Raw genomic sequence first — 26,289 nt, 5'->3', positions numbered from 1 at the left:
ATCAGAAGAGCCGTTCTCGCACATAGACCGTGTCGCCTGCGAGGATCGGATCGGTGATCGGCACACGGCCGGTCATGATCTCGCCGTTGACGTTGCGCGTGATGTCGACATCTCTCTGGTTCGCTCTGGCTGTGAAGCCTCCGGCGACGGCGACGGCATTCTGAACCGTCATGCCCGCCACGTAGGAATATTGGCCCGGCTGTCCGACTTCGCCCATGATGAAGATGGACCGGTAACGGTCGATCTCGATGCTGACGTCGGGATCGCGCAGGTAGCCCTGGCGAAGCTTCTGGGCGATCGTGCCCTCGAGCTGGGCGAGGGTCGAGCCGCGAGCGGCGACCTGCCCGATCAACGGGAAGGCGATATAGCCGGCCTGATCGACCGTGTAGGTATTGGTGAGGTTGTCCTGTTCGAAGACCGTAATTCTCAGGCGGTCGCCGCTGCCGAGGCGATAGGGCTCGATCGTCGACTCGTGAAAGGCTTTCGGCGCCGGCTGATAGCTAGTGCAGCCGGCAAGCGCCGCCAACGCCACGGCGAAGACGATAGACATGATCCGCTTTATGACAACAGCCAGTTCCATTGCGCTGTTCGCGCTCCCGAGTCGGTGCTTCCAAACTTGTCCCGTTATCCTTCGGTTAGGGTTAATGGCGGGTAAAGAAGTGGCGGCAGAATGGAGCACTGACGCGTCCGCTGGTCGGCGAGGTTAACTCTTGCGTTACCATAGTCGTTTACGTTTGGCCGAAATCCGGACCGGGAGTGCAGTATGTCGAGCGTAGGCAGCAGTCGTCAGGACGAGGATATCGATCTTGCCCAGTTGTTCCGTGCCGTCTGGCAGCGGAAGGGGCGGATTCTTGCCGCGACGGCGCTTGCCGCGGGCCTCGCATTCGTTGCGGCGAATGCCATCTCTCCGCGTTACAAGGGCGAAACGCGCATCCTGATCGAGGTGCGCGAGCCGAATTTCATGGGGCAGGGCGCAAACAGCGCCGACCTGCAGCCGCTTCTCGACGAGTTGAATATCGCAAGCCAGGTGCAGGTGCTGCGCTCGGTCGATCTCATCAAGCAGGTCGCCCGCGACCTGAAGCTCTACGAGCGGGAGGAGTTCGATCCGGTCGCCAGCCCCTCGGCTGTCGACGAATTCCTGGTTCTCGTGGGACTGAAGAAGAACCCGCTGGAACGCGCGCCGGAGGATCGTGTCGTCGACACCTTCCTCGAAAAGCTCTCCGTCTACCAGGTCGAGCGTTCCCGCGTGATCGCGGTCGCCTTCACCTCCAAGGATCCGGAGCTTGCCGCCGCGATCCCGAACGCGATGGTCGACGTCTATCTCTCCCTTCAGCGCGGCGCGAAGCTCGACTCGAATTCGCAGGCCGCCCGCTGGCTCGAACCGGAGATCGCCAACCTTCGCGAGAAGGTGAAGGAGGCGGAGCAGAAGGTCGCCGACTATCGCGCCGCCCACGACATCGTGCAGATGTCCGATACCGAGACCTTTTCTGGCCAGCAGTTGAACGACATTTCGGCCGAACTCGCCCGTGTCCGTAGCGAAATGGCCGACGCGGAGGCCAAGGCCGAGAACGTGCGCGCCGCACTCGCCGCCGGTCGCCCCGCCGACATGATCGACGCGGTCGCCAGCAATGCGACGATCCAGCGGCTGAAGGAAAGCGAAGCCGGCATCCGCGCGCAGATTTCCGAGCTTTCGATCACGTTGCTCGACGGCCATCCGCGGATCAAGGCCTTGCGGGCGCAGGTCGCCGGCATCCGCCAGCAGATCGCCTCGGAGGCGGCGAACGTCGCGGCGAGCCTCGAGAACGACGCGGGCGTCGCCCGGCTGCGTGAGAAGCAGCTCGTCGCCAAGCTCAACATGCTGAAGGCCGACTACGCTCAGGCCGATTCGAACCAGGTCGGTCTCCACGAACTAGAGCGGGAGGCGGCGGCTCAGCGGCAGCTTCTCGAAACCTATCTCGCTCGCTACCGCGAGGCGACCACCCGTCTGGAGAGCGCGGCGAGCCCGGCAGATGCGCGTGTGATCTCCAAGGCGAGCGAGCCGATCGAACCCGATTTCCCGAAGGTGATCCCGATTACCATCGTTGCGGCTCTCGCCGTCCTGGTACTTTGCGTCGTCGCCGTCATGCTGACGGAACTCTTCAGCGGTCGCGCCTTCAAGCCTGCCAATGGCGGCGGCCCTGACGGAAGTCGTGACCGTGAACGGCCGCCGGAGCGCGAGCCTGGTGCGTATGAGGAACCTCGAACGGCGCGTCCCCGGCGAGATTTGCCCGCCAACCTGCTGTCGGTCGCACCCGACAGGGCCCTGACCGCCGAAATGGAAGAGGCACTCGATCTGCCTCCGGCCCCGGTCCCCGCGGTTGCGGCAGCCGTGGTGGAAGACAAGGACGAATTCTCGATCGAGTCGGTCGCGACCTACCTGATGGCGAGCGGCGTGCGGACCGCACTCGCCATCTCGCCGACCGGCGACGACGGTTCGACCGCGACCGTCATGCTGGCCCGCGAAATTGCCGAGGGTGGTCGTCAGGTCGTGCTGATCGACATGACCGGGTCCGGGTGTCCGACAACGCTGATGGCGTCGCGCAAGGACCTGCCGGGGATCACCGATCTGCTGTCGGGCACAGCCGCCTTCGGCGACACGATCCACCCCGACCGGCTCTCCTCCGCCCATATTGTGCCGAAGGGTACCTCCGATATCCGCCGCGCGATGCGCGGTGCCGACCGGCTGTCGATGATCACCGATGCGCTGGCCGAAGCCTATGACCTCGTCATCGTCGAATGCGGCCCGGCCAATGCGGAAGGCGTGGCGCGGCTCAGCCGCAACCACCCGTACGAGATCATCCTTTCGGCACCTCGGCCGGACATGAAGGACCTCGCAGCGATCATGGACGAGTTCGAAAAGGTCGGCTACGCCGATCTGGTCTTGATGACCGCCGGCGGCCTTCAGGGGCGGGGTGAGCGCGAACGCAGCGCCGCCTGATCCGAATGGCGACTGTAGCTCGCGTTACTCGCCGGGTTCGGTCGCCGGTTCCCTGTCCGCGCGCGCACGAAAACGCTGGATGAAGGCGTAGAGCGCCGGGTGACGCTTGACGGCCGCCTTCGTCCTCGTCACCAGCTGAAGCCCGGCCGCGGCGATGCGCCCCCTGGCGGAGACCGGCAGCAGGACGTCGTGCTGCACCGTCTCGGTCGTGCACCAGCGGCGCTTGTAGCACTGGTCCCCGACACCGAAATCGAAGATCGCGGCACCTTCGCCGATCACCTTCTCGATCATCAGGAAGAAGAGCAGTTCGCCCGGGCTCGTGTCGGGTACGAGGTGTTCGTCGATCGAGCCGAACTGGCAGATCACGTGGTCGTTCTTGCGTGAAAGACCCGCAATCGCCGCGATCTTGCCCTCGTTTTCTCCCTTGAGGCGGATTGCGTGCAGTTGCAGCGGCGTATCGCAGCCATCCGGAGCGACCTGCAACAGGTTGCGGAAGAAGGCCTGAACGTCGTCGGGCCGGAAGACGTTCGGAAGGCCGTGCGTTTCGAAACGGACGGCCTTCTGGCGGAAGAAGAGGTCGATCAGTGCCGCCTTTTCCGGATCGGTCGCGGCGACGATGTGCTCGAACCCGCCATGCGCTTCCATCTTGCGGCACTGGTTGCGGTACATCTTGCGGCGGCGCTTGGCATTCAGCTGGCGGATCGTCGTCTCCATGTCCGCGGCGAGCGTCAGCTGAAAGGCGTGGTTCTGGTTCTCGACGGATGGCAGCGCCGCGAAGGGATGGTGCTCACCGCGCCAGTCGAAGGGCATGTTCTGCAGCCAGACGAGATCGGCGTGCCCGCTGAGCGCCCGAACGATCGACTGAGCTACCGATCGGGCGACTTGCGCACTGCTGCGCGCGCGGAAGGTGGGCGTGAAGAGGCCGTTGTTGATGTTGTTGAACGGCCCGGCGATATAGCGCGCGATGCGGACGGAGCGCGTGGTGACGATTTCGAGCGGGAGGATGAAGCAAGTCTCGCCGGCGATCGTGCCGCGCAGGATGGCGAGCGGATGGTCGTGGCTGCGTACCCAAGCGGCGCACCAGTCATAGCCCTGATGCAACGATGTGAAGGAATCACCCTGCAGGCGCCGCCACTCGATTTCGAGCGGCTCCATGCGGTCGAAGACTTCGATTTTCAGATCCCCGGCAGTGCCGATGGTCATGGTCCTGGCGGCCCCCACAGCCCTCGGCTTCCCTTGCGAGAGAGGTTCGGCAGCCATGCGATGATTGTCAAGGATGGAGGCTTGCAAGGGGTTTCTCCGGCGCAGAAAGTTCGTGCCGAATGCTAGTCCGTCGCCGCCATACAAACATTAAAGCGCATGGTGCGATCCGCAGCTTCCGCGGAACGCGGTTAGCAAGTGGTAACCTGACGTGGTGGCGAAGGCCTATTTCCGGACGGGACCCGCCATCCACTTGATGATGAGCATGGCAGGAAGCACCCAGAGAAGACCCGACAGCAGGAAATAGAGGAAGTGGACCCACCACGGAGAGGTGGCGAGCAGGGCCGAGGCGATCGTGGTCGCAACCAGCGCGTAGAGGATGACGAGGCAGATGATCAGGATCGTCCCGATGAATGAACGCAGTTTTGCAGGCATCGTCACTTGTCCTCTGTTCCGGATGCTTCCGCCGCGAGATCCTTAGATCACGAATGCCGGAGCGGCCGGCTGTCGCCAGCATCCGGGGCTTGTTTTGCACGGGGAACTCGGGCAAATCAACAGCCGATGAGAGGAAGCGACATGGCAAGCACGACCGATCCTGTTGAAGCAAGGGTGCTCGAAACGATCGAGCGGGGAGAGAGAAACCGGCGGGCGATCCGCCTTTGGCTCGCCTTCGTGCTCTTCGCGCTCTTCTGCCTGGTGCTCGTCGGGGGAGCGACACGGCTCACCGATTCGGGCCTTTCGATCACGGAATGGAAGCCGATCCACGGCGTCATCCCGCCGCTCAATGCCGAGCAGTGGGACGAGGAATTCCGCCTCTATCAGCGGATTCCTGAGTATGCACAGATCAACAAGGATATGACCGTCGACGACTTCAAACGGATCTTCTGGTGGGAATGGGCGCATCGGCTGATCGCCCGCGGCATCGGCGTGATCTTCGCGGTGCCGCTGTTCTTCTTCTGGGTGACCGGCCGTATCGAGCGGCGGCTCAAGGGGCCGCTCCTCGGCATTCTGGCGCTCGGGGGCTTTCAGGGCTTTATCGGCTGGTGGATGGTTTCTTCCGGCCTTGCCGAGCGCGTCGACGTCAGCCAGTACCGGCTGGCCACGCATCTCGTCATTGCCTGCCTGATCTTCTCGTTGTGCATGTGGATCATGCGCGGGCTTGCGCCGCACTCCGCCGACGAACCGCCGACGGAGAGCTCCGGCACCTGGGCGGCGGCGATCGCGATCCTTGCCTTCTTCCAGATCTATCTCGGCGCGCTGGTCGCCGGACTGGACGCCGGCCTTACCTACAACACCTGGCCCCTGATGGATGGCGCGATCATCCCGGGCGACCTCTTCATCCAGCAGCCGGCCTGGCTCAATCTCTTCGAAAACCCGAAGACGGTGCAGTTCGTTCACCGCCTCGGCGCCTACGTGCTCTTTGCCGCGGCGCTCATGCACATGATCGGATCGCTGCGGGCGGCACCGGATACGACCCACGCAAGGCGTTCGGTCGTGCTCTTCCTGCTGATCACCGTCCAGGCGGCGCTCGGCATCACCACGTTGCTCACGCAGGTGCAGCTCCATGTCGCGCTCGCCCATCAGGCGGGTGCGCTGATCGTGCTCGGCTTCGCCGTCGCGCACTGGCGGGGCTTCGTCGGCGCCTATCCGCCGGAAGTGGCGATCGCCGTCCGCGACTGACGATCGCCACTGATGTCTCAGCCGAAGCGGTAGCCCGAATAGGGCTTGCCGCGGAATTCGCCGCGGAACACGTGACGGCCGGCATCCGCCCCGGCCGCCCCGACCGCGACGAACAGCGGAACCAGATGATCGTGGTCCGGCACATGGCAGGCGAGCGCATCCGGGTTTCGGTCCCAGGTCGAGAGCTGTGCCACTCTTTCGCCCGGATCGGACATCTCGACCGTCTGCGACAGCCAGTCGTCGAAGCGGACCGCCTGCTGCCTGTGTTCCGGCGTATCGCGGAAGAACATCCGCATGTTGTGGTAGCTCATGCCGGAGGCGAGGATCAGGATGCCTTCGTCGCGCAGTGGCTCCAGCGCCTTGCCGATCGCCACATGGCTCTCGACGTCGAGCGTGTTCTTCAGCGAAATCATCACCACCGGCACGTCCGCATCGGGATAGGCGACCATCAGCGGCACGAAGACGCCGTGGTCATAACCGCGGGTCGCATCCTCTGCGGCGGGAATGCCGGCCTTCTCCAGAAGCGCCTTCGCCCGACGCGCCACCTCGGGCGAACCGGGGGCCGGATAGCTCAGGCGGTAGGTTTCCTCCGGAAAACCGGAATAGTCGTAGAGCATTCCCGGATGTGCCGCGGTGGAGACGGTCGGAACCGGCTCCCTTTCCCAGTGGCCGGAGACCACGAGAATGGCCTTCGGGCGACGGCCGATCTCGGCATCGAGGCCTTTCAGGAAGGCGTCGAGGTCGCCCCAGGGCTTCTTGCCGTCTGGACCTGCCGGGAAATCCATGAACGGCCAGGGACCGCCGCCATGGGGGATGAAATAGACGGGAAAACGTTCGCTGCTCATGTCGCGCCTCATCTGTTGTCCAACAGATATAGCGATCGGTCCATGCCGTGACGATCCATCGTTCCGGCGACGAATTGTTCGACGTTTTCGAACGCAAACTCGTCGTGCTGGAGCGTGCTGTGAACGATGCCGCGGCAATCGCTCCGGCCGGTTACTCCGGCTTGTGGCAGACCGCCTCGATGTTATGCCCGTCCGGGTCGAGCACGAAGGCGGCGTAATAGTCGGGATGGTAGTGCGGCCGCAATCCGGGTCCGCCATTGTCCCGCGCCCCGGCCGCCATGGCTGCCGCATAGAAGGCATCGACCGCCGCGCGGTTCGGCGCGGTAAAGGCGATGTGGACCTGGCCCGTGCTGCGCCCGCCGGTGCCGATCCAGAAGGACGGTTTGCCGGCGGAGCCGTAGCCGGCGCCCTCATAGGTGCCGCCGGTCTCCTCCGCCGTCACCGCCATGATGCAGGAGGCGCCGATCGACGGCATCACCGCGTCGTAGAAGGCTTTCGACTTGGCATAGTCCGAAACGGACAGTCCGACATGGTCGAGCATCGTGAACTCCTTCTCGTCGTTGCGATGCCCGCCGGCGACCTCACGCCGAGAGCATCAGATCCATGTTCTGCACGGCAGCCCCCGAGGCGCCCTTGCCGAGATTGTCGAGCAGCGCGACGAGGTTGACATGGGCGCCGCCCGGGGTGCCGAAGACGAAGAGCTTCATCGTATCCTGCCCGACCAGTTCCTCGGCGTCGACGCGGGCAAGTGCCGCACTCTCATCAAGGGAAACGACACTGACGATGTCCTGGCCTGCATAATGCGCGGCGAGGGCGGCGTGGATCGTCGCGATCGTCGTTCCTTCCTTCAGGTCGTCTTGGAAGAGCGGCACCTGGACGATCATGCCCTGGGCGAAGCGGCCGACGGAAGGCGAGAAGAGAGGTGCGCGGTCGAGAAGACCGTGAACCTTCATCTCCGGTACGTGCTTGTGCTTCAGCGTCAGCCCGTAGAGGAAATTGTTGGCGGTGATCGCGTCGGGACGGCTCTGGTCTTCCATCTGGGCGATCATCTGCTTGCCGCCGCCGGTGTAGCCGGACACGGCATTCACCGTCACCGGATAGCCATCCGGCAGGATGCCGGCAGCCCTCAGCGGACGAATAAGGCCGATGGCGCCGGTCGGATAGCAGCCGGGATTGGAGACATAGCGGGCGGAGCGGATCTTCTCCTTCTGCGCCTTGTCCATCTCGGCAAAGCCGTAGGCCCAGTCCGGATGGACCCGGAAGGCGGTCGAGGCATCGAGCAGCCGCACATTGTTGTTGGCTGCCGTCATCTCATAGGCCTGTTTCGAGGCTTCGTCCGGCAGGCACAGGATCGCGATGTCGGCGCTGTTCAGTAGATCTTCCCGCATCTTCTCATTGCGCCGCTCCGATTCCGGGATCGACAGCAGTTCGATGTCGCGACGAGCGGCCAAGCGCGTGCGGATCTGCAGACCCGTGGTGCCGTGTTCGCCGTCGATGAAGATCTTCGCTGCCATTTTTCCTGTCCTGTCAGTGCTTTGGATGAGAGTTCGGACTCTGTTTGTGAGTGTGTTGAATCAATATGTCAGGCGCGTGTCGCAAGCTTTTCCGCGCGCAGACCGAGCATATACATCGCAACCGTTGCGCCAGCAATTGCGGTGATGTCGGCGTGGTCGTAAGCCGGTGCCACCTCAACGATGTCCGAGCCGCGGATGTCGAGAGCGCCGAGCTTGCGCAGCACCGAGAGCGCCTTCGCCGAAGACGGCCCACCCGCGACCGGCGTGCCCGTTCCGGGCGCATACGCCGGATCAAGGCAATCGATGTCGAAGGTGAGATAGCAAGGACGGTCTCCGACATGGGCGAGGATCGTATCGGCGATTGCCTGGGCGCCCATGTCCTCGACTTCCCATCCGTGGATGATGCGGATGCCGAAATCCTCCGGCGCGTGGGTGCGGATGCCGATCTGGATCGAGCGCGTCGGATCGACGACGCCCTCGCGCACCGCCCGGCAGACGAAGGAGCCGTGGTCGATCCGCTTGCCGTCGTCGTCCCAGGTGTCCTGATGCGCATCGAAATGGACGAGCGCCAGCGGCCCGTGCTTGGCCGCATGCGCCTTCAGGAGCGGCCAGGTGACGAAGTGGTCACCGCCGATGCCGAGAAGATAGGCACCCGAGGCGATGATCTTCGCCGCCTCCTTCTCGATCAGGGCAGGGGTCTTCTGATGATTGCCGAAGTCGAGAAGCACGTCGCCATAGTCGATCACTGCCATCTGCTCGAAGAGATCGCGCGAGAAGGGATATTGCGGATCGTTGTCAAAAATCGCCGATGCCCGGCGAATCGCCTGCGGCCCGAAGCGTGCGCCGGGGCGGTTGGAGACGGCCGCATCGAAGGGAATGCCGAGGACAACCGCGTCGACATCCTTCAGCGTCTTGGAGTACTTCCGCCGCATGAAGGAGAGGGCGCCGGCGTAGGTCGGGTCGGTGGCGGCGCTACGGATGGCCTTGGCCGTAAAGGCGTTGTCGATGGATTTGCTGACCATGGTGTCTCTCGAAGGGGTCCTTGCCGTGCGCTTCGGATATTAGGGGCGGGCGACGCGAATGCCAGAGGTTTCTTCCGGCGACCGCAGGCCGCACAAACGAAAAAAGGCGGAGCCGAAGCCCCGCCTTGATTTCCGTTTCCGGTTTCCCGCGATTAACGCTTGGAGAACTGGAACGAACGACGGGCCTTCGCCTTGCCGTACTTCTTGCGTTCGACGACGCGGCTGTCGCGGGTCAGGAAGCCGCCCTTCTTCAGGACCGAGCGCAGGCCCGGCTCGAAGTAGGTGAGCGCCTTGGAGATGCCGTGACGAACGGCACCGGCCTGGCCGGAGAGACCGCCGCCGGTAACCGTGGCGACGACGTCGAACTGACCGGTGCGGGCAGCGGCGACGATCGGCTGCTGCAGGATCATCTGCAGGACCGGACGGGCGAAATAGGTGCCGAATTCACGACCGTTGATGGTGATCTTGCCGGTGCCCGGCTTGACCCATACGCGGGCGATCGCGTTCTTGCGCTTGCCGGTCGCGTAGGAGCGGCCGAGCGAGTCGACCTTGCGGACGTGAACCGGAGCGGATGCTTCCTGGGTCGTGCCGAGGTCCTTCAGGGAAGAGAGATCAGCCATTATCAGGCGCTCCTTACGTTCTTGCTGTTCAGCTTGGCCACGTCGAGAGCGACCGGCTGCTGCGCTTCATGGGGATGGTTGGAGCCGGCGTAGACGCGCAGGTTCTTCATCTGGCGACGGCCGAGCGGGCCACGCGGGATCATGCGTTCGACGGCCTTTTCGAGGACGCGTTCCGGGAAACGGCCTTCGAGGATGGCGCGAGCGGTGCGTTCCTTGATGCCGCCCGGGTAACCGGTGTGCCAGTAGTACTTCTTGTCGGAGTACTTCTTGCCGGTGAAGACGACCTTGTCGGCATTGATGACGATGACATTGTCGCCGTCGTCAACGTGGGGGGTATAGGTGGCCTTGTGCTTGCCACGCAGGCGCATGGCGATGAGGGTGGCGAGACGACCGACAACGAGGCCTTCGGCATCGATGAGGATCCACTTCTTCTCCACCTCTGCAGGCTTCTGAACGAAAGTAGACATCTTTCTTCACTTTCCGTTTTGGACCCCTCTACGCGAGACGCGTCAGGGGCGTTTCTTGTTGCTTGGTTTCGTGAGCCCGAAGGTCACGAAAAAGAATGCAGCCCGAAAGGGCCGCAGACTGCGCAGGCTTATACTGTGGTGGCTGAAAGCGGTCAAGACAGTCGTTTCTGTCGATCCTAGAATTGTTCATTTGAAATCAATGCGTTATGTATGTGGTAAAATAATACCGCATTATTTTGCGCCGTTCTGCGGGCGATTGCCGGCCGAAGGCTACGGCCGGGCCTCCCTCGGCGGGATCGAATAGGTGGCCGTCGCCTGGGCGATCAGCGTCTCCGGGTCGCCCTGGTGGAGAAGGGCGTCGACCACGGCGAGCCGCTTGCCGAGCTTCAGGATGCGGCAATCGCAGGTGATCGGCTCCGGCTTCGGCAGCCGCAGGAAATTGATGTTGAGGCTCGTCGTGACGGCGAGCGCCACAGGTCCGATATGGGCGAGGATCGCCACATAGGCGGCGACGTCTGCGAGTGCGAACATCGACGGTCCCGAGACGGTTCCGCCCGGACGCAGGTGGCGGTCGGCCGGATCGAACCGCATCGTGGCGTTGCCGGGCGCAATCGCAGTGACGGTGAAGACTCGCCCGTCCGTATGGATCTGCGGGAAGTCCGTCTCCAGGAAGGCGGAGACCTCCTCGACGGTCATGACAGGCTGCATGGCGGGTTCCGTCCGGTTCTATTTGCAGTCAACGAGGCTCTGGTGCGCCGGTGTGTTTTTATGGCAGGCTTCGGCGGCGATGCAAACACGACGATGGGAGAGGTCATGTCCGAAGTTGTGCCATTGAGGAGAGAGGGCGGAGAGGAACGAAAGGGCCCGGTTCTCGTCGATTTCGCCGATGGGGTCCTGCGCCTGACCCTCAGCAATCCGCCGGCCAACGTTCTTTCGATCGCCCTCATGGAGGCGATGATGGCGGAACTCGACAAGGCTGCCGCCGAGAAGGCGGTACGCGTCGTGGTGATCGCCGCCGCCGGCAAGCTCTTCTCCGCCGGCCACGATCTCAAGGAAATGACCGCGCATCGCAGCGATCCCGACCGTGGCCGCGATTTCTTCGACAGGACCATGCGCCTCTGCGCCGCCCTGATGCTGAAGATCACCCATCTGCCGAAGCCGGTCATCGCCGAGATCGACGGACTTGCGACCGCAGCCGGCTGCCAGCTCGTCGCCTCCTGCGATCTCGCCGTCTGCACAGACACGTCGCGGTTCTGCACGCCGGGCGTCAATATCGGCCTCTTCTGCTCGACGCCGATGGTCGCCGTCAGCCGCGCCGCCCATCGCAAGAAGGCGATGGAAATGCTCCTGACCGGCGAGACGATCGACGCCTCGACCGCCAAGGATTTCGGCCTCGTCAACCGGGTCGTGCCGAAGGAGTACCTGGGCCAGGTGGTCGCGAAATACGCCGCCGTCATCGCCTCGAAGTCGCCGCTGACGCTGAAGATCGGCAAGGAAGCCTTCTATCGCCAGATCGAGATGCCGCTCGAAGAGGCCTACGACTATGCCGCACGGGTGATGGTGGAAAACATGCTCGCCCGCGATGCGGAGGAGGGAATCGGGGCTTTCCTCGACAAGCGTCACCCGGAATGGAAGGGAGAATAGCGGCGTCGCAAACCGACGCGACCACAGCGCCGGGGCTGGACTTGCTCGCGCGAAACGGTAGCTAAAATTGATGACTGTCAAAAACTGTTGAATTTTAGGTGCTTACGAATAAGATTCATCTAATATTAATGTGAACGAAAAGAATACATAAAGAGAACGAAGCATACTTCGTATCATGTGCAATGGAGCGCGTCATGACAATGGAGCGACGCATTTCGATCATTACCCTCGGCGTCGATGATCTGGAGCGCAGCACCGCCTTCTACGAGCGCCTCGGGTGGGCCCGATCGTCGGCCTCGCAGGAGGCCATCACCTTCATAAAACTCAAGGGAACCGTGCTGGCGCTCTTCTCGCGGGCGGCGCTGGCGACGGATGCAGGCGTGCCTGCCGGCGCTGGCGGTTTCTCGGGTGTGACGCTGGCGCAGAATGTGGAAAGCCCGGCGGAGGTCGACCGGGTCATCGACTTTGCCGTGTCCTGTGGAGCGAGCCTGGTGAAGTCGCCGCGAGAAGTCTTCTGGGGCGGCTATTCAGGCTATTTCGCCGATCCGGACGGCCATCTCTGGGAAGTGGCGCACAATCCCTTCTTCCCTCTCGACAAAGAGGGGTACCTTGTCCTGCCTGGTTGACGGCCGGCCCCCGGGTCCGCCTCGGGGGCCGCACCCGCATGCGACGCCCGGACCGTCGGCGCCGGGTGTCGCACACAGCCGCCCGACACACGGTCGGACGGTCAGGGGACCGCGTGCGTAGGACTGTTCGGCTGCTGATCCCTTTGCTGCTGCTCGCGCATCCGGTCCCGGTCGGGCTTGCAGGTCAGGACCCGACAGAACCGCAGATCGCGGCTCGGGACACTGACGCGGTCGGTGATCTCGTTCGGTTTGCAGAACTGGCGGCTGGAGACATAGGTGCCATAGAGCATATGACCGCGCAGGCGCTCCGACGGGTAGGTGAGAACCACGGCGCCGTGGGCGCGAACGGTCTCCTGCACCTGTGCGCAGGTCATGTTGGTGGAGGTATATTTGGGCAGCGCGAAGGCCGACGTGGCCAGGGCGACGAGTGGAATGGCAAGCAACAGCGGTCTCATCTTCGTCTTCCTTTCAGGCGTTTCGATGTTTGTCATGCGCAGTCTCGAATAGCAGTGCCCGAATGTTGTCATTGTAGTTTAGAAAATAAGAATAAGCTAATAAAAAGAGGAAAGAAAGGAGCCTCAAAGCCATGAATCACGACCGGTACGACGACGCCTACATCTCGGACATTCTGACCAGGACGCGGACCATTGCACTTCTCGGCGCATCGCCGAACGCGGCCAGGCCGAGCCACGGTGTCATGCGTTTTCTGCTCTCCAGGGGCTACAAGGTCATTCCCGTCAACCCGGGGCAGGCGGGCAAGGAAATCCTCGGTCAGCCCGTTGTCGGACGGCTCGCCGAAATCGGGGAGCCGGTCGACATGATCGATGTCTTCCGCGCCGCCGAGTATCTCGATGCCGTCGTCGACGAGGTGCTCCAGATGAAGCCGCTGCCCAAGGTGCTGTGGGGGCAGCTTACCGTTCGTGATGACGCCGCGGCCGGAAGGGCCGAGGCCGCCGGGATCAAGGTCGTCATGGACCGTTGCCCGGCGATCGAGATTCCCCGCCTCGGCCTCTAGTGCAGGCGGACCTCGGGGATCGCCCTCAGCACGTTGAGGTCATCGGAATTGGCGCAGTAGTCGACGAATTCCGTCGGTGCCGTGCCGTCCTTCAGGTCGGTGCGGCACTGGCGCTTGGCATGGCAACGTGAACAGTTGATCTGCATGTCGCGGAAAAGGGCGCGGAAGCGAAGCTCGACCTCGGTCGGGTCGATGAGCAGCGCCCGCATCATCTCCGGCATCTCGTCGGCCGCGTGCGGCCCGGCCTTGGCGAGTTCGACGAGCTGTTCGGGCGATATGCCGCAGTCGTGGGCGATGTCGCTGATGGTCTTCTCGTCGAGCGCGGCGATCATTTCGGCTTCGCTCGCGCCCTCCCATCCCCTCGTGATCCATTCGACGATCCTGGCAAGCGGCCCGCGGGAATGGTCGTTCGTTGTTTGGCCCATGGCAAACCTCCGTCGTTTGTTGAGATGATCTGCCGCCACGGCGGAGTTGCATTGATTTCGATCAATATTCGTCGATCGTGCCGCCTTGCGGGAAATAAGAAATCACGATTAACTCGCGCCGGCAGCCGTTGAGACTGACTGGATTCCAGAAAGGGAGGCTTGAATGCCTGACAGAAACCCGGGATTTTCGACTTTGGCGGTGCATGCGGGAGCGCAACCGGATCCTGCGACCGGCGCCCGGATCACGCCCATCTACCAGACGACGGCCTACGTCTTCAACGACGCGGACCATGCGGCAGCGCTCTTCGGGCTGAAGCAGTTCGGCAACATCTATACCCGCATCATGAATCCCACCCAGGCGGTTCTCGAAGAACGGGTGGCGGCTCTCGAGGGCGGAACTGCCGCCCTGGCGGTGGCCTCCGGGCACGCCGCGCAGATGCTCGTCTTCCACACGATCATGCAGCCGGGTGACAATTTCGTCGCGGCGAAGAAGCTCTACGGCGGCTCGATCAACCAGTTCGGCCACGCCTTCAAGAGTTTCGATTGGCAGGTCCGCTGGGCCGACACGGCCGATCCGGAGAGTTTCGAGGCGGAAATCGACGGCCGCACGCGGGCGATCTTCATCGAGAGCCTCGCCAATCCCGGTGGCACCTTTGTCGATATCGCAGCGATCGCTGAAGTCGCCCGCAAGCACGGCCTGCCATTGATCGTCGACAATACCATGGCGACGCCGTATCTCCTGCGGCCGCTGGAGCACGGTGCCGACATCGTCGTCCACTCGGCGACGAAGTTCCTCGGCGGGCACGGCAACTCCATGGGCGGTATCATCGTCGACGGCGGCACGTTCGACTGGTCGAAGTCCGGCAACTATCCGGCCCTGTCGAAGCCGCGCACCGAATATGGCGGCGTGGTCCTGCACCAGGCCTTCGGCAATTTCGCCTTCGCCATCGCCTGCCGCGTGCTCGGCCTGCGCGATCTCGGGCCGGCGATCGCGCCGATGAACGCGTTCCTGATTCTGACCGGAATAGAAACCCTGCCGCTGCGCATGCAGCGTCACTGCGACAATGCGCTGAAGGTCGCCACATGGCTGAAGCAGCATCCGAAGGTCGCCTGGGTGAACTATGCCGGCCTCGACAGCGACCCGAACCATGCGCTCCAGCAGCGCTACTCGCCGAAGGGCGCGGGCGCCGTCTTCACCTTCGGCGTCAGGGGCGGTTACGTGGCCGGCAAGGCGCTGGTCGAAGGGCTGCAACTCTTCTCGCATCTCGCCAATATCGGGGACACCCGCTCGCTGGTCATCCATCCGGCCTCCACGACCCATGCCCAGCTCACCGAAGCGCAGCAGATCGCGGCCGGTGCCGGGCCGGACGTGGTGCGGCTCTCAATCGGCATCGAGGACGCGGCCGACATCATCGCCGACCTCGAGCAGTCGCTCGCCAAGGTCTGACCGGCAGAAAGGAACGCCGCGTCCGGAAGGGCGCGGCGCAGGGTGGTCATTCATGAGCTATGCTCTCGCATTCGACATCTCCGCCGTCGAGCCGGAGGAGGGGGCACCCGCCCCCGACCGGCTGATTTCGGGCGATCCGCATTTCCTTACCTGGAATCTCGAGGAGGCCGACGGCGGCGTCTATGCCGGCGTCTGGCAATCGACGCCGGGCAAATGGCGCATCCTCTACGACGAATGGGAGTATTTCCACGTTCTCGAAGGGCATTCGATCGTCACAGAGGATGGCGGCGAGCCGGTCCATCTCACGGCCGGCGACCGGATGATCCTGAGACCGGGCTTCAAGGGAACCTGGGAAGTCGTTGAAACGACTCGCAAGGATTACGTGGTCCGTCTCTGAGCGGAGGCACCGGCCCGACCGCTGCCGGGCCGGCTGAGCGTCAGGCCGCAGCGCCGGTCTTTCGTTCGGCTTCCGCCTGGTGTTCGGCCGCAAGCGCCGCATCTTCCTCCGTCACCCGCCGGTAGGCGTCACGTGCGGTCATGAGATCGATGTAGCGGCGGAAGACGGGACGATCAGGCACCAGCCCGAACATCGTCGTCCAATGAAGCGCCACGCCCCAGAGCAGGTCGGCGGCAGTCATCCGTTCGCCGAGAAGGTACGGCCCTGCCGCCAGCGCACCCTCCAGTGCGTCCAGCATGTCGTCATAGCTGCTGTACGGCGTTTCGTTCGGGCTTGCCGGCTCCCGCTGCAGGTAGCGGTCGATCAGGGCCGGCTCGAAGCAGTTGCCGTAAAAGACCATCCAGCGGAGATAGGTGCCGCGGTCGGGGTCGTCGATGGCGGGCGCGAGGCCCTTCTCCGCGAAGAGATCGGCGAGGTAGAGGTAGATCGCCGCCTGTTCCGTGACGAGCGTCCCGCCATGCAGGATGGCCGGAACCTTGCCCATCGGATTGACGGCAAGATAGTCGGGTTGGCGCTGCTCGCCGGCCTTCATGTTGAGCACGTGGAGTTCGTAGGGAACGCCCAGTTCCTCGAGAAGCAGGCGCGCGCCGGTGGCACGCGTCTGCGGTGAATAGAAGAGGGTGATCGGTTCGCGCTTGGTCATCGTTTTCTCCTTCACTGTTTGAAGCGATGACGGCAGTGTGGCGCATCATACCTGTCAGTTTTTGTCATGTTGGTTTAGGATAATCGCCGCAACGGAGATTTTTTGCGATGCGCGCCGTGCGGCTGATCAACATCCTGACCACTCTGCAGGCGAAGGGCCTGGTGACCGCCGAGACGCTCGCGGCGGAAAACGGCGTTTCGGTCCGCACGATCTACCGGGATATCGATGCGCTGTCGCTCTCCGGCGTTCCTGTGTACAGCGAGCGCGGGTCCGAGGGCGGCTACCGCCTGCTCGACGGCTATCGCGTGCGCCTGAACGGCCTTTCGCCGGGGGAGGCGGAGGCGATGTTCCTCTCCGGCGTGCCGGGGGCTGCCGCGGACCTCGGCCTCGGATCGTTGATGGCGGGCGCCCAGAAGAAGCTGACGGCGGCGCTGCCGGAAGACCTTCGCCAGAGCGCTGCCCGCATGCAGGGCCGGTTCCATCTCGACGCGCCGACCTGGTTCGGCGAGAGCGAGCGGCCGGCACATCTTCAGGCGATCGCCGATGCGGTATGGAATTGCAAGCTTGTCCGCATGCGCTATCGCAGCTGGAAGGCCGAGAAGAATCGCGAGGCCGAGCCGCTCGGCGTCGTTCTGAAGGGCGGCGCGTGGTATATGGCGGCGCGGGTCGACGGCGCCGTGCGGACCTATCGCATCGCCCGTATTCTCGACCTCGTCGTCACCGAGGAGCGCTTCCAGCGCCCGGACGATTTCGACCTTGCCGGCTACTGGACGGAGAATACCCAGAGGCTGGAAGCCGAACTGCATCCGAATACGGCGACCCTGCGCGTCTCCAAATGGGGCCTGCGGCTCCTGGAGCATATCTCTCCCTCCTATGTCCGTGCGCGCATGGAGACGGGGAAAGACGAGCGGAATGAAGACCGGTGGATCGTCACGTTGCCCTGTGGCCAGTCGCAACACGCCGTGTCGGAATTCCTGCGGCTCGGCGCAGAGGCCGAGGTGCTCGGACCGGACACGCTACGCGAGGCGATGCGGGAAACGCTGGAGAGACTGGCTGAATTCTATGACCGCGGCGCTCCGTGATCCGCCGAGGCTATCGGGCACAGCGACATGATCTTGTCGAGGAGACCCGGAAAACGGGCCTCCAGATCGTCGGCTCGCACGGTATTGATGTTCTCCACGCCCTGCTTGTGGGTGCGGATGAGACCGGCTTCCCGCAGAATACGCAGATGGTTGGAGAGCGTCGAGCGCGGCATGTCGTTGCAGGGCGCGACCGAACCGCAGTTCTGTCCATCCTGTGCATTCATGAGCTTGCGCATGATCCCCATGCGGGCCGGATCCCCGAGGGCGGCGAGAACCGCGGTGAGCGACATATCCTCGCGGCTGGGATGAAAGAACTGAGCCATGCAGCGTCTCTATCATTTCCGTTGACAGGCTTCAATATTTCAATAAAACCGAAATACCGAATAACGGTAATAATGAATTAAAGAAACTCAGGAGACGCAAATGGACATGCAATTCGACGGCAAGGTCGTGGTCGTCACGGGCGGTTCGACCGGCATCGGCTATTCCGCGGCAAGGCTCTTCCTCGAAGCGGGCGCGGCGACGGTCTATGTGACCGGCCGCAATGGAGCCAAGTTGAGTCAGGCCGTCTCGGCGCTGGGAGACAAGGCGGTTGCGGTCGTCGCCGATTCGGCGAAGATCGAGGATCTGGAACATCTGCGGGCCCGGATCGAAGCAGACGGGCGCAAGATCGACGTCCTGTTCGCCAATGCGGGCATCGCCGAGAACAACGACATAGGCACCACCGACGAAGCGCTGTACGACCGCATCTTCGACGTCAACGTGAAGGGCGTGTTCTACACCGTGCAGGCCCTGCTACCGGTCATCCGCGACGGCGGCAACATCGTGCTCACGGGTTCCATCGTCGGCAACAAGGGCATGGAGAAACTGAGCGCCTACAACGCCTCCAAGGCGGCGGTGCGATCGTTCGCCCGCAGTTTTGCCAACGACCTGAAGGGCAGGGGCATTCGCGTGAACACGCTGAGCCCGGGTGTCACCCGCACGCCGATCATGGAGAACGGTCTGAAGATGGACGAGGAGCGGATCGCCGGCTTCGAAGCCTACCTGCAATCTGCCTCTCCGATCGGCCGCATGGCCCATCCAGACGAGATTGCCGAAGCGGCTCTTTTCCTGGCTTCGCCGAAGGCAAGCTACATCAACGGGGTTGAGCTTTCCGTCGACGGCGGTCTCGCCCAGATCTAGCGTTATCGGATACGACGGCTCGCCGGGCGGCCTTCACGAGGCCGAGCCCGGCGGCTACCATTCGAGATCGAGCCGCTCCAGTCCGTGGAAGTGGTAGACGTCCTTGACCGTCGGCCGGCGGGCGAGCCGCAAGCCGGGCAGGCGCCGGAAGAGGATCGGCAGCACGAGGTTGAGTTCGAGGCGCGCGAGCGGCGCGCCGATGCAGAAATGGATGCCGGCGCCGAACGAGAGGTTCACGCCCTCGTCGCGGTCGGGCCTGAAGGTCAGCGGATCGGTGAACTTGGCCGGATCGAGATTGGCGGCGGCGAGGATCAGGCTGACCTTGTCACCGCGCTTGAAGGAGACGCCGTCGACTTCTGCCGGCTCCAGGCAATAGCGCTGGAAGATGTGGACCGGCGCGCAGATGCGCAGCGTTTCCTCGACGGTCCGCTCCGTGGTCTTCGGATCGCAGAAGAGTGTTGCCGGCTCGATGCCGCTTTCCAGGATCACCCGCACGGAATTGCCGATCTGGTGCACCGTCGCCTCGTGCCCGGCATTGAGCAGCACGATCGTCGTCGAGACGAGTTCGTCTTCGGTGAGGAACTGCCCCTTGTGCTCGGTGTGGATCATGTGGCTCAGGAGATCGTCCCGAGGTTCCGCCCGCCGCGCGGCAATCATCGAGCGGACGTAATCGGCGAATTCACGCGCCGAACGGTCCGCAGCCTCCTCGTCGGCGCGACTGCGTTTGAACATGTACATGCCGACATAGTCGTGGCTCCACTTCAGGAGCTGCGGCCCCATCTCCTCCGGAATGCCGATCATGCGGGCGATCATCGTCACCGGAATGATGTCGGCAAAGGAGGAGAGAAGCTCCGTCTCGCCGTCCTTCTCGAACCCGTCGATCAGCCGGTTCGCGAGCGCCTCGATCTCCGGCGTCATCTTCTCGATGTGCCGGGAGACGAAGGCGCGGTTGACGAGTGTCCTGAGCCGCGTGTGCTCGGGCGGCTCGAGTTCGAGCAGCGAATGTGCCTCGGCGGCATCGAAATGCCGGGTATGGGCGAGCGGCTCGGGCATTCCGATCTCCTCGCGGGTCGCGATGTGGAGGATCTGACGGCCGAACCGCCGGTCTCTCAGCAGCGCGTTCACCGTATCGTAGCCGGTGCAGAACCATTGCCGCTGCTCTTCCCAGTAGAAGGTCGGGCACGCGGCATGTAGTGCCGCATAGGTGTGGTTCGGTTCGCTGTAGAAGGCGGGATCGCGGGCGTCGAGGAAGACGCGGCGGGTTTCGGGATCGATGCGGAGGAATGACGAGAGACTGGACATGCCCGATGCCTAGCGCAATCCGCCGTGGTCCGAAAGGCCGCCGAAGCCTTCTCCGTTACTCTCCGACAGCGACGCCCTCCCGGCGCGGATCGGCGCTGCCGGCAAGTCCGGCGGCAGTGATCTCGATCGCATGAAGGCCGGACGTCATCTCGCCCGCCTTGATCTCGTATCCGAGTGCCTTCAGCGGCTCCGCCATCTGTTCCGCTGCCGTCCCGGCCTCGAGTTCGTAGGGACCGAAGCGGTTTATGAAGTGGGGCTGCGCGACGATATTCTCGACCGGCATGCCCCAGTCGACATAGGCGATGAGCGCCTGGGCGACGTAGCCGATGATCTGGCTACCGCCCGGCGACCCGATCGCCAGCAGGGGTTTTCCATCCCTGAGAACGATGGTCGGCGACATGGAGGAGCGCGGACGCTTGCCCGGCTCGACGCGGTTGGCGACCGGCAGGCTGCCGTCATGGGTCTTGAAGGAGAAGTCGGTGAGCTCGTTGTTGAGCAGGAAGCCGTTGGTCATCAGCCGCGAGCCGAATCCGCTTTCGATCGTGGTGGTCATCGAGACGACGTTGCCGTCCTTGTCGACGATCACGAAGTGGCTGGTCGAGGGCAGCTCGATCGCTTCGCCCCGGCCGAAGAGCAGGGCGTGATCCCATTCCGGTTCGCCGGCCGTCACCGCATCGGGGGCGAGCGCCTTGTCTCCGTCGAGAAGAGCTGCGCGCTGGCCGAGATAGTCCTTGCCGATGAGCCCCTTGATCGGCGAGGGGACGAAGTCGGTGTCGGCGAGATAGCGTTCGCGATCCGCGAAGGCGAGGCGCTGTGCGTCGCCGATGATGCGCCAGCTCTCGACGTTGTCGGGGCCGAGTGCCTTGAGGTCGAAATTCTCGACCATTCCGAGGATCTGCCCGACGGCGACGGCGCCGGAGGAGGGTGGCCCCATACCGCAGACGTCGAGCGCCCGGTAGGTCACGCAGACCGGCTGCCGTTCGATAATTCGGTAATTAGCGAAGTCGACAAGGGAAAGGACGCCGGGATTGTCGACGGCCTCGCGCACGGTCTTGACGATCGCTTCGGCGATCGGCCCCTTGTAGAACGCGTCGGCGCCGCCCTCGGCGATCGCCTTCAGAGTCTCCGCGTAGGCCGGATTTTTGAGGATTGTGCCTTCTTTCAATGGTGCGCCGGAGGCATCGTAGAAGTAGTTGCGCGGCCCGTCGTATTTCTTCAGCCGCTCGCCTTCCGCCGCAACCAGCGAGGCGAGACGAGGCGAAACGGCAAAGCCGTCGGTGGCGAGCTTTTCGGCGGGTTCGAAGAGTTGCGCCCAGTCCGTCTTGCCGTAGCGCTTGTGCACCTCGGACAAGAGTTTCACGGTGCCCGGCGTACCGACGGAGCGCCCGCCGACCACCGCATCCATGAATTTCAGCGGCTGCCCCTCGGCATCGAGGAAGAGCTTCGGCGTCGCCTCCATGGGCGCGGTCTCGCGCCCGTCGAAGGTCGTCAGCTTGCCCGAAGCGGCGTCGTAATAGACGAGGAAGGCGCCGCCGCCGAGGCCGGAGCTCTGCGGCTCGACGAGGCCGAGCACGGTCTGGACGGCGACCATCGCGTCGATCGCATTGCCGCCCTTCGAGAGGACGGCGCGTCCCGCCTCCGCAGCGAGAGGATTGGCGGCCGCGACCATGAAGCTTTTTGCCTCCGTGCGGGCGGCGGCGGCAAATCCCGTCGCGCGTTCCGGCGCCATGGTGTCGGAGGCCTGCTGGGCGAGACTGCTGACCGGCAGGACGAGAAGGGAAACGAAGATGCTGTTGAGAAGGAATTTCCGCATGACCACTCCGTTCTCCCGATCGTCGCGACCGGGTTCGCTTCTGTTTGCACGTGAGGATTGTAGGTCGCGCCATGCTTCAGGCAAGGCCTTGGCTCGCACCGAACGCGTCTTTGATGCGCAAGGCGCGGGCCGTGTTGCTGCGTAGCCTGCGGAATGCCGGCGGCCAGGTTCAGGAGCCGAGCACGTCGTGCTCGTCGGAAGCCGCCTTGGCGAGCATGCGCAAGGCCGCGACCTGACGATCCGTGTGGTCGTCGATGAGATCGGCCGTGTCGGTGTGCACGGACAGGATCTTGTCTCCGGTCCAGACCGCGCAACGGTTGCGGCCCCTGTCCTTGGCGACATAGAGCGCGCGGTCGGCGCCGCTCAGCAACCGGTCGAGATCGGCGCCGCCGGCCGGCATGGTCGCAATGCCGATGCTCGTCGTCACCTCTATTTCGGTCGAGGCAGCGGCGATGTGCGTGGCTGCGAGCGACTGGCGGATCGTTTCGCCGACCAGGGCGGCGTGGCGGGGTTCACCTACCCGCAGGATGGCCGCGAACTCCTCGCCGCCGCTTCGACCGAACACACCACCCTCGGGGATAAGGCTGGCGGCCCTGCGGGCGAATTCGACGAGGACCGCATCGCCGGCCTGATGGCCGTGGGTGTCATTGATCTGCTTGAAGTGGTCGAGATCGAAGACGATGACTGCAAGCACCGGCCGCTCGCGGACAGGAACGGAACGGAGGCGCTCATACGCCTCCAGAAGACCGCGCCGGTTATAGACGCTGGTCAGCGGGTCTGTGCGGACCAGTTCCCTCAAACGCTCTTCCGAACGGTCAATCAACATCTTGGCGAGGATGACGATCGCGGAGACGAAGCCGGCGATTCCGATCACGATGACGAAGCCGTTGACGTTGACGTCCTGGAAGTCCTGTGGGTCCTGCCGCCAGGTTCGGACCGCGAACAACAGGTTGCTCATCACATGGATCGCCCAGACGCCGCTCAGCATGAAGCGGTAGCGTCGCGAGCTCGTGCCGCCGCGCACGATGACGACGCTCATCAGGGCGAAGCCGAGCGCTGCGCTGACGCTGTAGAGCATCAGGCGGTGGGAGAAGTCCTCGCGGATGAACGGAAAGAGGTTTCCTATAATCCAGAGAAGCGGCGGAAGGACGGCCCAGGGCGGCGTGGTCTTTCCGTCGAACCTTCTGAGTGCACCGATAAGGAAGGCAAAGGCAGTGAGGGTGACGGCGTTGGCGATCTGGATGGAAAGAAAGTCGGGGATCGTCCCGCGGGCGCCGACCAGCGCCAGTCCCGACGCATGGGAGATCAGCCCCAGCCCGAACAGCAGGAAATGTCTGTCCTTCAAACCGTGCAGCCATACGGCGACAAGTAGCGCGCCCATTGAAGCGGCCTGTATGGTCCAGAGGAGAACCCCCGTTCTGACGTCGAGCACAGTCGTGAGCCTTGGTGACGATGGAAGGACATTCCGAGCAAGGTGATCAATACTCGTTAAACAGTTGCTACCAGTCGCCGACTGTTTTTGCCTTGAATCCGGTTTTCCCGAGGTGTTCGGCGGTTTTTTACTTGCCGTTCACCATAGGACGCCGTTCCTGTGCAGGACGGCCGCGGCGCACATCATCTCCGGCAGCGAGAGGGATGCCGCGGCTCGCATCGGGCGAGGCTGCGCGGATCAGGCAGAACAAGGCCGGACACACCGCTCGCGGCGCTCTGTTCCGGCTGCAGGCGGGGAATGCGACGTGGCCGGAAACGGGGATTGTCGGCCCTTCCTCGGCCTTGGCGGTCACCCCGTGACGGTTAAGGATATCGGCGTCACACGTCTTGAAGTCCGGGGCTTGGACACTCTATGTAGGGATTGACACGACAATACATGATTCCCGCTGCGGCTTCCGTGTCCGGGAAGACAGTGCGAAGAAGGACGGACATGACAAATCCAGTTGATACCGCCATGGCCCTGGTGCCGATGGTTGTCGAGCAGACCAACCGCGGGGAGCGGTCCTACGACATTTTCTCCCGCCTGCTGAAGGAGCGGATCATCTTCCTGACCGGTCCCGTCGAAGACCAGATGGCGTCGCTCGTCTGCGCGCAGCTGCTGTTCCTGGAAGCGGAAAACCCGAAGAAGGAAATTGCGCTCTACATCAACTCTCCGGGTGGTGTCGTCACCGCGGGTCTCGCAATCTACGATACGATGCAGTTCATCCGTCCGGCCGTATCGACCCTCTGCATCGGTCAGGCGGCCTCCATGGGTTCGCTGCTGCTGGCCGCCGGTGAGAAGGGCATGCGCTTTACCACGCCCTATTCCCGCATCATGGTGCATCAGCCCTCCGGCGGTTTCCAGGGGCAGGCCTCCGACATCGAGCGGCACGCCCGCGACATCATCAAGATGAAGCGCCGCCTGAACGAAATCTACGAGAAGCACACCGGTCGCACCTATGACGAGGTTGAACAAACGCTCGATCGGGACCATTTCATGGAAGCGAGCGAGGCGAAGGACTGGGGGATCGTCGACAAGATCCTGACCTCCCGCCAGGAAATCGAGGGGGCGCCGGCGGCCTGAGGGCCGCCCGTCCGCGCGGCTCGGGATGGACCGTTGACCCCCTTGTGAACGAAGGAGGGGGTTTAATCTCCCGGGGAACGCGCTAATAGTAGTAATTAAGGCCATGTTGAAGTTTTGTGACATAGCCTTGCGATTTGAAGGGGTTTTCGTTGCCGCCGGTCAACAGGCGCATAATGCGTCCGCCGGTTAGTACCCCCAAATCGAACTGGCTCCAGCCGATTGCGGCGTTTTGCGGTTGGGGCGGTGTAAGTGGTCCGTGTTCCGTTTCGAGGGCGGCGCGGCGTGCCGGAAGGAAAGAGACATGAGCAAGGTCAGCGGAAGCAACGGCGGTGACTCCAAGAATACCCTCTATTGTTCGTTCTGCGGCAAGAGCCAGCACGAAGTCCGGAAGCTGATTGCCGGACCGACCGTGTTCATCTGCGATGAATGCGTCGAACTGTGCATGGACATCATCCGCGAGGAGAACAAGAGCTCGATGGTGAAGTCCCGCGACGGCGTACCCACGCCCCAGGACATCATCAAGATTCTCGATGAATACGTCATCGGGCAGCAGCAGGCGAAGAAGATTCTCTCGGTCGCCGTGCACAACCATTACAAGCGCCTGGCGCACGCCTCCAAGGGCGGCGACGTCGAACTGGCCAAGTCGAACATCCTGCTCGTCGGCCCGACCGGCTGCGGCAAGACCTATCTTGCCCAGACGCTCGCACGCATCATCGACGTGCCGTTCACCATGGCGGATGCCACGACGCTGACCGAAGCCGGCTATGTCGGCGAGGACGTCGAGAACATCATCCTGAAGCTCCTGCAGGCCGCCGACTACAATGTCGAGCGCGCCCAGCGCGGCATCGTCTACATCGACGAAGTCGACAAGATTTCGCGCAAGTCCGACAACCCGTCGATCACCCGCGACGTCTCTGGCGAAGGCGTTCAGCAGGCGCTTCTTAAGATCATGGAAGGAACGGTCGCTTCGGTTCCCCCGCAGGGTGGCCGCAAGCATCCCCAGCAGGAATTCCTGCAGGTCGACACGACGAACATCCTGTTCATCTGCGGCGGTGCCTTCGCCGGTCTCGACAAGATCATCTCCGCCCGCGGGGAGAAGACCTCGATCGGCTTCGGCGCGACGGTGTCTTCTCCTGAAGATCGCCGCGTCGGCGAGGTGCTGCGCGATCTTGAGCCCGAGGATCTGGTGAAGTTCGGCCTCATCCCCGAATTCATCGGTCGTCTGCCGGTGCTCGCGACGCTGGAGGACCTCGACGAGGATGCCCTGATCCAGATCCTGTCGGAGCCGAAGAATGCGCTCGTCAAGCAGTACCAGCGCCTGTTCGAGATGGAGGACGTGGAACTGAACTTCCACGAGGACGCCCTTCGCGAGATCGCCAAGAAGGCGATCGTCCGCAAGACCGGCGCCCGCGGCCTGCGTTCGATCATGGAAAAGATCCTGCTCGACACGATGTTCGAGCTGCCGGAACTGGAAGGCGTCCGCGAGGTCGTCATCTCGGAGGATGTCGTCCGCGGCACGTCCCGGCCGCTCTACATCTATGCCGACCGCCAGGAAGAAAAGGCCAACGCCTCGGCGTAAGCTGTTCGATCTGCAACCGTGAGTTTTTCGGGGAGGCCCGCATTCGTGCGGGCCTCTTCGTTTTTCGTGGAATCGGACGAAAAAGTGCGACAGAACGCCGTCCATTGCGCTCGCGGCAGGTTTCGCCTGCGCCTTACATCGGCTAGAAAACACGGGCGACCTGCATGTGCCAGAGTGGCGTGCCCGGCCCCGGGG

Annotated in this window: 28 protein-coding genes; 11 read left to right on the top strand and 17 right to left on the bottom strand. The window is 63.4% G+C overall.

From position 1 onward, the window contains the following. Position 1: 1 nt before the first annotated feature. Positions 2–580, bottom strand: coding sequence for a polysaccharide biosynthesis/export family protein (locus EUU22_RS06860; protein WP_439329127.1), 579 nt, complete (start codon positions 578–580; stop codon positions 2–4). 183 nt (positions 581–763) lie between these two features. Between EUU22_RS06860 and EUU22_RS06855 the strand changes: the two genes are divergently transcribed. Further along, positions 764–2,977 carry an exopolysaccharide transport family protein gene (locus tag EUU22_RS06855; RefSeq protein WP_129331267.1) on the top strand — a complete coding sequence of 738 codons (2,214 nt, stop codon included), beginning with the start codon at positions 764–766 and terminating at the stop codon, positions 2,975–2,977. Between the two features lie 24 nt (positions 2,978–3,001). On the opposite strand, the gene EUU22_RS06850 is transcribed toward EUU22_RS06855, so the two are convergent. After that, positions 3,002–4,237 (bottom strand): GNAT family N-acetyltransferase, encoded by a 1,236-nt coding sequence (locus EUU22_RS06850; protein ID WP_129331266.1) that lies wholly within the window; start codon positions 4,235–4,237, stop codon positions 3,002–3,004. A gap of 165 nt (positions 4,238–4,402) precedes the next feature. Beyond that, positions 4,403–4,612, bottom strand: a complete 210-nt coding sequence (locus EUU22_RS06845) for a DUF2842 domain-containing protein (protein WP_112687064.1) — start codon at positions 4,610–4,612, stop codon at positions 4,403–4,405. A gap of 141 nt (positions 4,613–4,753) precedes the next feature. Here EUU22_RS06845 and EUU22_RS06840 point away from each other — a divergent pair, with 141 nt between their 5' ends. Then, positions 4,754–5,857 (top strand): COX15/CtaA family protein, encoded by a 1,104-nt coding sequence (locus EUU22_RS06840; RefSeq protein ID WP_129331265.1) that lies wholly within the window; start codon positions 4,754–4,756, stop codon positions 5,855–5,857. A 17-nt stretch (positions 5,858–5,874) separates the two neighbouring features. On the opposite strand, the gene EUU22_RS06835 is transcribed toward EUU22_RS06840, so the two are convergent. From EUU22_RS06835 to EUU22_RS06805, 7 genes are all read right to left on the bottom strand, one after another. Next, positions 5,875–6,702: a DODA-type extradiol aromatic ring-opening family dioxygenase gene (locus tag EUU22_RS06835; protein ID WP_129331264.1), complete on the bottom strand. Its 828-nt coding sequence runs from the start codon at positions 6,700–6,702 to the stop codon at positions 5,875–5,877. A gap of 151 nt (positions 6,703–6,853) precedes the next feature. Further along, complete coding sequence (locus tag EUU22_RS06830; protein WP_129331263.1) at positions 6,854–7,243, bottom strand: VOC family protein; 390 nt, start codon at positions 7,241–7,243, stop codon at positions 6,854–6,856. A 40-nt stretch (positions 7,244–7,283) separates the two neighbouring features. Continuing rightward, positions 7,284–8,216, bottom strand: a complete 933-nt coding sequence (gene argC / locus EUU22_RS06825; RefSeq protein ID WP_129331262.1) for an N-acetyl-gamma-glutamyl-phosphate reductase — start codon at positions 8,214–8,216, stop codon at positions 7,284–7,286. 68 nt (positions 8,217–8,284) lie between these two features. After that, a complete protein-coding gene (gene speB, locus EUU22_RS06820; protein WP_129331261.1) occupies positions 8,285–9,238 on the bottom strand; it encodes an agmatinase in 954 nt (317 codons plus the stop codon). Between the two features lie 152 nt (positions 9,239–9,390). After that, on the bottom strand, positions 9,391–9,858 hold the full coding sequence (rpsI, locus tag EUU22_RS06815; RefSeq protein ID WP_129331260.1) for a 30S ribosomal protein S9: 468 nt from the start codon (positions 9,856–9,858) through the stop codon (positions 9,391–9,393). A gap of 2 nt (positions 9,859–9,860) precedes the next feature. Continuing rightward, the gene (rplM, locus tag EUU22_RS06810) at positions 9,861–10,325 is read right to left on the bottom strand and encodes a 50S ribosomal protein L13 (protein ID WP_112687076.1); all 465 of its coding nucleotides are present in this window, start codon (positions 10,323–10,325) and stop codon (positions 9,861–9,863) included. A gap of 270 nt (positions 10,326–10,595) precedes the next feature. Further along, positions 10,596–11,033, bottom strand: a complete 438-nt coding sequence (locus EUU22_RS06805) for a PaaI family thioesterase (RefSeq protein WP_129331259.1) — start codon at positions 11,031–11,033, stop codon at positions 10,596–10,598. 105 nt (positions 11,034–11,138) lie between these two features. On the opposite strand from EUU22_RS06805, the gene EUU22_RS06800 reads away from it, so the two are divergent. Next, entirely contained in the window at positions 11,139–11,969 is an 831-nt protein-coding gene (locus tag EUU22_RS06800; protein WP_129331258.1) for an enoyl-CoA hydratase, read from the top strand. 194 nt (positions 11,970–12,163) lie between these two features. Further along, a complete protein-coding gene (locus EUU22_RS06795) occupies positions 12,164–12,595 on the top strand; it encodes a VOC family protein (protein WP_205687860.1) in 432 nt (143 codons plus the stop codon). Positions 12,596–12,696: 101 nt separating this feature from the next. Here the strand turns inward: EUU22_RS06795 and EUU22_RS06790 are convergent, their stop codons facing one another. After that, on the bottom strand, positions 12,697–13,086 hold the full coding sequence (locus EUU22_RS06790; RefSeq protein ID WP_129331257.1) for a hypothetical protein: 390 nt from the start codon (positions 13,084–13,086) through the stop codon (positions 12,697–12,699). 95 nt (positions 13,087–13,181) lie between these two features. On the opposite strand from EUU22_RS06790, the gene EUU22_RS06785 reads away from it, so the two are divergent. Beyond that, a complete protein-coding gene (locus EUU22_RS06785; RefSeq protein ID WP_129331256.1) occupies positions 13,182–13,610 on the top strand; it encodes a CoA-binding protein in 429 nt (142 codons plus the stop codon). Here the strand turns inward: EUU22_RS06785 and EUU22_RS06780 are convergent. Next, a complete protein-coding gene (locus tag EUU22_RS06780; protein ID WP_129331255.1) occupies positions 13,607–14,035 on the bottom strand; it encodes a DUF6455 family protein in 429 nt (142 codons plus the stop codon). The genes EUU22_RS06785 and EUU22_RS06780 overlap by 4 nt on opposite strands. Before the next feature lie 163 nt (positions 14,036–14,198). Here EUU22_RS06780 and EUU22_RS06775 point away from each other — a divergent pair, with 163 nt between their 5' ends. Together EUU22_RS06775 and EUU22_RS06770 are read left to right on the top strand one after the other, a co-directional pair. Then, positions 14,199–15,482, top strand: coding sequence for an O-acetylhomoserine aminocarboxypropyltransferase (locus EUU22_RS06775; protein WP_129331254.1), 1,284 nt, complete (start codon positions 14,199–14,201; stop codon positions 15,480–15,482). Positions 15,483–15,534: 52 nt separating this feature from the next. Beyond that, positions 15,535–15,879, top strand: a complete 345-nt coding sequence (locus tag EUU22_RS06770; RefSeq protein WP_129331253.1) for a cupin domain-containing protein — start codon at positions 15,535–15,537, stop codon at positions 15,877–15,879. A 40-nt stretch (positions 15,880–15,919) separates the two neighbouring features. Here EUU22_RS06770 and EUU22_RS06765 read toward each other — a convergent pair whose 3' ends face one another. Beyond that, a complete protein-coding gene (locus tag EUU22_RS06765) occupies positions 15,920–16,582 on the bottom strand; it encodes a glutathione S-transferase family protein (RefSeq protein WP_129331252.1) in 663 nt (220 codons plus the stop codon). Positions 16,583–16,689: 107 nt separating this feature from the next. Between EUU22_RS06765 and EUU22_RS06760 the strand changes: the two genes are divergently transcribed. After that, positions 16,690–17,664, top strand: a complete 975-nt coding sequence (locus EUU22_RS06760; RefSeq protein ID WP_129331251.1) for a helix-turn-helix transcriptional regulator — start codon at positions 16,690–16,692, stop codon at positions 17,662–17,664. Here EUU22_RS06760 and EUU22_RS06755 read toward each other — a convergent pair. Then, complete coding sequence (locus EUU22_RS06755) at positions 17,643–17,987, bottom strand: ArsR/SmtB family transcription factor (RefSeq protein WP_129331250.1); 345 nt, start codon at positions 17,985–17,987, stop codon at positions 17,643–17,645. The genes EUU22_RS06760 and EUU22_RS06755 overlap by 22 nt on opposite strands. 100 nt (positions 17,988–18,087) lie before the next feature. Between EUU22_RS06755 and EUU22_RS06750 the strand changes: the two genes are divergently transcribed. Further along, on the top strand, positions 18,088–18,846 hold the full coding sequence (locus EUU22_RS06750) for an SDR family NAD(P)-dependent oxidoreductase (protein WP_129331249.1): 759 nt from the start codon (positions 18,088–18,090) through the stop codon (positions 18,844–18,846). 54 nt (positions 18,847–18,900) lie between these two features. Here EUU22_RS06750 and EUU22_RS06745 read toward each other — a convergent pair whose 3' ends face one another. From EUU22_RS06745 to EUU22_RS06735, 3 genes are all read right to left on the bottom strand, one after another. Then, positions 18,901–20,148, bottom strand: a complete 1,248-nt coding sequence (locus EUU22_RS06745) for a cytochrome P450 (RefSeq protein ID WP_129331248.1) — start codon at positions 20,146–20,148, stop codon at positions 18,901–18,903. Positions 20,149–20,203: 55 nt separating this feature from the next. Then, positions 20,204–21,961: a gamma-glutamyltransferase gene (gene ggt, locus EUU22_RS06740; RefSeq protein WP_129331247.1), complete on the bottom strand. Its 1,758-nt coding sequence runs from the start codon at positions 21,959–21,961 to the stop codon at positions 20,204–20,206. A 169-nt stretch (positions 21,962–22,130) separates the two neighbouring features. After that, a complete protein-coding gene (locus tag EUU22_RS06735; protein ID WP_129331246.1) occupies positions 22,131–23,342 on the bottom strand; it encodes a GGDEF domain-containing protein in 1,212 nt (403 codons plus the stop codon). A 540-nt stretch (positions 23,343–23,882) separates the two neighbouring features. Here EUU22_RS06735 and EUU22_RS06730 point away from each other — a divergent pair. After that, positions 23,883–24,515, top strand: coding sequence for an ATP-dependent Clp protease proteolytic subunit (locus tag EUU22_RS06730; protein ID WP_129331245.1), 633 nt, complete (start codon positions 23,883–23,885; stop codon positions 24,513–24,515). Between the two features lie 301 nt (positions 24,516–24,816). Then, on the top strand, positions 24,817–26,094 hold the full coding sequence (gene clpX, locus EUU22_RS06725; protein ID WP_112687108.1) for an ATP-dependent Clp protease ATP-binding subunit ClpX: 1,278 nt from the start codon (positions 24,817–24,819) through the stop codon (positions 26,092–26,094). Positions 26,095–26,289 lie beyond the last annotated feature (195 nt).

It is taken from the genome of Ciceribacter ferrooxidans, from assembly GCF_004137355.1.
In the GTDB taxonomy this organism is placed as follows: domain Bacteria; phylum Pseudomonadota; class Alphaproteobacteria; order Rhizobiales; family Rhizobiaceae; genus Allorhizobium; species Allorhizobium ferrooxidans.
This window is presented reverse-complemented; position numbering and strand designations above follow the sequence as displayed.